Raw genomic sequence first — 6,409 nt, 5'->3', positions numbered from 1 at the left:
GTATATCATAGCCCCCTCATCGCTTGCGGGGAGGGGGTTGGGGCTGGGGTTCTTGTACCTCATAACATAAAATCCACATTACATATTTAGTAAGGTGCGTCAGATAGAGGAAATCTGTTTTTTACCAAATCATTGGGTCTGACGCACCCTACAAGAGATAAAATCCACATTAGATCAAAACTATGCACAATAAAGTTTAAAAAATGAATTACCAAGTTGTTAACCAATTAAATGAAACTCAAATCTTTGAACTTGTGGAATTATACAAACATGAATTTTGGAGTAAAAATCGGACATATCAAGGTGTTACCAAAATGTTGACTGCATCTGATATTATTATTGCTTTAATAAATGAGGAAAAAGAACTAATTGCTTTCTGTCGTGTTTTGACTGATTTTGTTTATCGCGGAGTTCTTTATGATGTGATTGTTAAACCTAGTTATAGAAAAATGGGATTTGGTGCTAAATTATTAGATGAAGTCGTTAATCATACCCAATTAAAAGCAGTAGAAGATATCGCTCTTTTCTGTTTACCAGAAATGATTCCTTTTTATGAACGGTGGGGTTTTATATATGATGTAAATGCACTGAAAATAATGCACCAGTATGATTCAGTTATGGGAGGAATAGAACCATGATTATTAACTATGATAGTCTGAAGACTATTGACTAAAATTCGTCAGTAATGACTTTCTTGATGATATTTACGGTTTGATACTTGCACTATGTCTACTCAACGTCTAATTCAAAGTATATACACAGATGGTGCTTGCACAGGCAATCCTGGACCTGGTGGTTGGGGTACAGTTGTCTATTTTAGTGATGGTTCAGTTCACGAAATGGGTGATTCATCCCAGCACACCACTAATAATAAAATGGAAATGCAAGCTGCGATCGCCGCCTTGGAATTTTTCAAATCATCTCGACAAACTGAACCTATTACCCTGTACACAGATAGTAAATATCTAATTGATTGTGTGACAAAATGGGTAAAAGGCTGGAAAAAGAACGGCTGGAAAAAAGCAGATGGGAATCCCGTCCAAAACCAAGACCTCCTAGAAATTCTGGATCAACTCAATAGCCGACTGGTACAATGGGAACACGTTCGCGGACATTCTGGTAATATTGGCAATGAACGCTGTGATGTCATTGCGCGTTCCTTCGCCAACCATAAAATCCCTCACCTCAAACAGTCATTAGCCGACTTTCTTCACGAAACTTTACCTAAAATTGGGGAAATAAGCGTAGTAAAAGTACCTAATGATCCAATAAACTCTACAATAACTAATAAAAACACACTAGAAAGCAGTCCGTCTGCATCAGATACAAGCACTATGGAACCATCTACAACACCAACTGCGACTACAACCAACGAACAACCCACTGAAATCAGGGTTTTACAACTTCGCAACTTGGTGGAAACCTTACGGATTGCAGACGAAATTGCCGAAAAAGGCTACCTAATTACCAGTTCAGAATTAGCAGACTTAATGGGTGTTCACTCTAGCGCCGTTACCAGCAGAGGTGATGAATGGCGTTGGCGAAATTGGATAGTTTCACGAGTAAGACGTGAAGGTAATCAAATTCTCTGGGAACTTGAACGTGGGGACAAAATAGCAACAGAAATAGATTAAAATAATTCAGGAATTTTTAATTAGGACTTGCTCTTTGGTGTCAACTTAACGTAAATTGATGTCTCTTCAAGCCAGGGAATAAATTCCCTGTCTAAAAGCTAAAGTCGGTTAAAACCGACTATCTTCGCGTCAATAGGATAATTTTTGATTTTGAGTTAACCAGAGTGCGTTTTAACGCACTTGAGCTTTCAGCCGGGAACTTAAGTTCCCGGCGGGTTTCTTTAGCCAAACAAATAAGCTACTTGTACTGAGATTGCCTAAGTATCCCTAGCCTAAGTTGACACTAATGAGCAATGCTAAACCCCTACCCGCAGAATCAAATAATTTAAGCCGTGTTGAGTATAGCACACCTTTGATTAAGCTCCTAACATTTGTAAATTGTGCAAAGTCGCATAAAATCCTTGTTGTTGTAATAATTCTTCATGACTTCCCTGTTCAATTAATTCCCCCCGTTTCAACACAAAAATCCGGTCTACATTCCGAATCGTCGAGAGACGGTGAGCAATAATAATTGAAGTTCGTTGTATTAACAACTGATTTAAAGCTTCTTGAACTAAAGCCTCCGTTCCCACATCTAAACTCGCTGTAGCTTCATCTAAAACCAAAATTTGTGGATTACGAATAGCCGCCCTCGCAAAGGCTAAAAGTTGTTTTTGTCCACTAGAAAGATTAGTTGCTCGTTCTCGTAACTGAGTATCATAACCTTGAGGTAATTGGTTAATAAACGTCGCCACATTTGTTTTTTCTGCTGCTTGTTGAATTTCTGCAAAACTGTAATTGTCACCCAAAGTAATATTACTTTTGACATCACCAGCGAATAAAAACGCCTCTTGTAAAATCACCGTCATATAACGTCTTAGTTCCACCTGGGGAATCTCGCGGATATCCACACCATCAATCAGAATGCGCCCTTGGGTTGGTTCATAAAGACGACATAACAGGCGAATAATCGAACTTTTCCCGGCACCAGTTGGACCAACTAAAGCCACCTTTTCCCCTGGGTGAATGGTAAAGTCTAAATTCTTAATAACGTAATCATCATCTTTATAAGCAAAGGAAACATTTTCAAACTTAATTTCTCCCAAAGCCGGAACGGGTGTAAAATCTTGAGATTCTAACTTAGAAGCTATCTCATTAATATAGCCAAATTCAAAATCTACATTTAAACTTCGAGGCTGAGAGTAATCTTTAATTTCGATAGGTTCATCTAAAATATCAACTACCCGTTCAATAGCCGTAAAACCAGATTGAATCACCGTAAACTTTTCCGCAAAATTCCGCAATGGTTCAAAAAATTGTTGGGCATATAAAATAAATGCTGATAAAATCCCAAAAGAGATTTGTTGATTTAATAATAACCAACCACCTAAACATAGTACCCCAGCAACGGCAATTAAACCAATCCATTCTAAGGTTGCAGAAACTGCGGAATCATACCAAATGCTAATATCTACTTCCTTAATATAACGTTGGTTAGCAGATCGAAATAACTCAACATTAAATTTTTCGCGGCGAAATAATTGAACTATATTAATACCGACAATATTTTCTTGAAGTTGAGAATTGAGTGTAGAAAGTTCTTCCCTGGTTTTATAATTAGCCCTTCGATACTGCTGTTGAAAATAAATTATCAACCAAGTTACTGGCAAGAGGATGAATATCAACAAAGAAGCAAGTTGCCATTGAATTGAAAACATCAATCCCACAATTACTACCATAGATAGTAAATCAGAGACAATGCCTACAGCCCCAGTGGAAAAAACATCTCCTAAACTTTCGACATCACTCGTTAGTCTAGTAATCAATTTACCTACAGGTGTCTGATCAAAAAACCGCACAGCTAAAGATGTCACATGAGTAAATAAATCCTCACGAATAGCCGCCGTAATTTTTTGCCCTAGTTTCTGAACTAAATAACCTTGGACACCTGTTAATACTAAGCGCAAGGTAGTTGCAATAAGCAACAGTCCGATCAGGATATTTAAGCCTTGCCATAAAGGCATATTTTGAAGAAATTGATATGTGCTAGGTTCTTTGCGAATTAAAGAAATTGCCTGTCCTACTAATAGGGGTTTGATAGCACTAGCAACAGCAATAGGAACAAGCATCAACATGGATACTGCTAATAGTTTGCCATGACGACGACCATAGGGAACTAAGCGTAAAAATAACCGCCAGTCATTTTCTCGACGACGGTATTCGGAATTGGATTTAGTTGGAGATGGAGAGATGCCCATAAATAACAATTTAGGAGGAAAATAATGTGAAATTCTGCCCTGGGGGACTAATTTTTTTCAAAATTTAAGCCATTGATTTCTTGACATTTGGCCTGTGCTGCTTGATAAGCTGTCAAATATTCTAGACCACCCAACATAACATCACCATAATAATCATAGGGGGCTTCACCATAAATAGGTAAAGGATCATCCTCTGGATAATCTTCTTTGGATTCTTCAATAATGGCTTTGAGCTTTTTGGCACTCAGGCTTTGGGCGGGAAAATAATACAGTTCTTGGGGATTTTTTTGTAAATGGGGAAGTGTCGGATCTATAATTACATCATTAACTTCAATCCAACCATGTTCAACTGGTTTATAAGGCTGACCTGCAAATACTAAAAAGCCTTGAATATACTTTGCCCCTTCGGTGATTAAAACTGCTTTATAGGCATTATCAAAAGGTTTTTTGGCTTTACTTTTGATAGTTTTGGCAATTTCATTGGATAGGGTTTCATCTAATAATTTGTTCATGGAGTAAATTCTCCTTTAATTATTTTGTCAATTATTAATATACACTGTACTAGGCAATTTTTAATCACCTGGACTATATAGCGATCCTAAATTAGTTATGAAAAACAAGATCCCCGACTTCTCTAAGAGGTTGTTTGAAAAGTATTAGATGAAACCGATAAAAGGTTTTTTATACGACAGTGATGTTTCTTTTTATAATATAAAAAAAGCACCAGAAGGTCGCCTCCCTCACCTAGTGGTCGGTGGGTATCATTGTCCCCGTGGGTTGGTGTGTTCTCTCGCGTCGAGACTTGTGGACTGTAAAATCTAAAGATTACAGAAAAATATTTAGTCAGAATCAGGATTTAAGGATGTACAGGATGTTACCGTTAACCTATTCAAAAATAACAGAAATTTCTCTCTGTGTCCTCTGTGCCTCTGTGGTTCGTTATTTCCTCATCTGCGTTTAATAAAAATCAGGTGGGCAAAAAACCCACCCGAAAAACTAGACCAAAGCGTTGAGATTTTTGGCAGTTTCAAAGAAGAAAGCGACGTTTTCTTCTGGTGTTTCGGGGAGGACACCATGACCGAGATTGAGGATATGTCCCCAGTTACCAGCTTTGCGAACGGTGTCCAAAACGCGATCGCGGATAAATTCCTTAGAACCAAATAATACACCCGGATCAAGATTACCCTGTACTTTGACGTGCTTACCTAATCTAGCTCTAGCATCTGCCATATCTACTGCCCAGTCTACGGTAATGATATCTGCACCAGAAGCAGGCATTCTTTCCAAAAGTCCGGCACTACCTGTCACCAACAAAATTAATGGTGTGTCAGGATGAGTGGCTTTTACCTTCTGAAACACCATTTTTTGATAAGGTAGAGCAAAGGTATCATAATCTTGAGGGCTTAATTGTCCTGCCCAAGAATCGAACATTTGTACTACTTGAGCGCCACAATCAATTTGATAGCGGACATAATCAGCGATAGAATCAGCTAATTTAGTGAGTAGCTGATGGAGAATTGTCGGATCTGAGAAAGCCATGTTTTTGATGATGGAATAGGTTTTAGAACCCTTACCTTCCACCGCATAAGCTGCTAAAGTCCAAGGTGCGCCGACAAAGCCTAACACCGTTGATTGATTACCCACTTCCTGCCGTAATGCTTGCAAAATCGTTTTGATAAACGGCAGTGCTGTTTCTGGATCTAAGGAATGCAGTTGATCAACTTGTTGTTTAGTGCGTATGGGCGAATAAATAATCGGTCCCTTTCCTTCCGCAATATCCATATCAATCCCCATTCCTGGTAAGGGGGTGACAATATCGGAAAACAAAATTACTCCATCGGGTTGAAACGCTCTCCAGGGTTGGAGGGAAACTTCGATCGCCACTTCGGGAATTTCTGAGCGATCGCGGAATGAAGGATATTTTTCCCGCAAATCCCGGTAAGCTTTCATGTAGCGTCCCGCTTGTCGCATCATCCATACAGGAGGACGATCTACTTGTTCACCACGAGCAGCCCGAAGCAGGAGAGGAGCCGTTAAGGAAACACCCATTTAACACTTCGTCCTAAGTCACTTTTATATTTCACCATTTAGCTTACCATCCTCAGATTCCTCTTGATCTACCTATCTATACAGGTCTTAAGGTTGCTTGACTTAACTTAATAAAACGTTATGGGTTTCTTTGCCCAGAAAAATATCTTGACATTTTAGCGTAAATGTGTAAATCAAAAATTTAAGAAAGATGTAGGGGCGCAGGGCCTGCGCCCTTTGTTAACGAAACTTTACGAAGCATCTTTTTCACCCATTTTTAAGCGATAATAGAAATATAAGAAAATGGAGTTGAGAAAAAAAGACTCCTTTTGTTAAATAACTAATTAACCGCTAGTAAGTAGAGGTAGAATATGACAACCCAAAATTTGCTCATCCCTCATGCTTATGCGTATCTGCTCGTAAAAATTAGTGTCTTAGTTTTAGCATTGTTGCTGTGGTTTGTGTTTACAGCCGCACCCGTTATTTAATTACATTTAAAACTTAGAGATG

General features: G+C 38.6%; 5 protein-coding genes. 2 read left to right on the top strand and 3 right to left on the bottom strand.

Annotated features, from left to right (window positions below):
• Nucleotides 1-203: 203 nt before the first annotated feature.
• Together AN486_RS03275 and rnhA are read left to right on the top strand one after the other, a co-directional pair.
• On the top strand, nucleotides 204-638 hold the full coding sequence (locus AN486_RS03275; RefSeq protein ID WP_290599257.1) for a GNAT family N-acetyltransferase: 435 nt from the start codon (nucleotides 204-206) through the stop codon (nucleotides 636-638).
• An 87-nt stretch (nucleotides 639-725) separates the two neighbouring features.
• Nucleotides 726-1,634, top strand: coding sequence for a ribonuclease HI (gene rnhA / locus AN486_RS03270; protein WP_290599255.1), 909 nt, complete (start codon nucleotides 726-728; stop codon nucleotides 1,632-1,634).
• A gap of 356 nt (nucleotides 1,635-1,990) precedes the next feature.
• Here rnhA and AN486_RS03265 read toward each other — a convergent pair whose 3' ends face one another.
• From AN486_RS03265 to hemE, 3 genes are all read right to left on the bottom strand, one after another.
• Nucleotides 1,991-3,871: an ABC transporter ATP-binding protein gene (locus AN486_RS03265; RefSeq protein WP_290599253.1), complete on the bottom strand. Its 1,881-nt coding sequence runs from the start codon at nucleotides 3,869-3,871 to the stop codon at nucleotides 1,991-1,993.
• Between the two features lie 47 nt (nucleotides 3,872-3,918).
• On the bottom strand, nucleotides 3,919-4,383 hold the full coding sequence (locus AN486_RS03260; protein ID WP_053537522.1) for a hypothetical protein: 465 nt from the start codon (nucleotides 4,381-4,383) through the stop codon (nucleotides 3,919-3,921).
• Between the two features lie 484 nt (nucleotides 4,384-4,867).
• Nucleotides 4,868-5,920: a uroporphyrinogen decarboxylase gene (gene hemE, locus AN486_RS03255; protein ID WP_290599251.1), complete on the bottom strand. Its 1,053-nt coding sequence runs from the start codon at nucleotides 5,918-5,920 to the stop codon at nucleotides 4,868-4,870.
• Nucleotides 5,921-6,409: the final 489 nt, after the last annotated feature.

The sequence above is a fragment of the Anabaena sp. AL93 genome (assembly GCF_001672085.1).
Taxonomy (GTDB): domain Bacteria; phylum Cyanobacteriota; class Cyanobacteriia; order Cyanobacteriales; family Nostocaceae; genus Dolichospermum; species Dolichospermum heterosporum.
The sequence above is the reverse complement of the archived record's forward strand: the minus strand, read 5'-3'. Positions and strand labels throughout refer to the sequence as shown.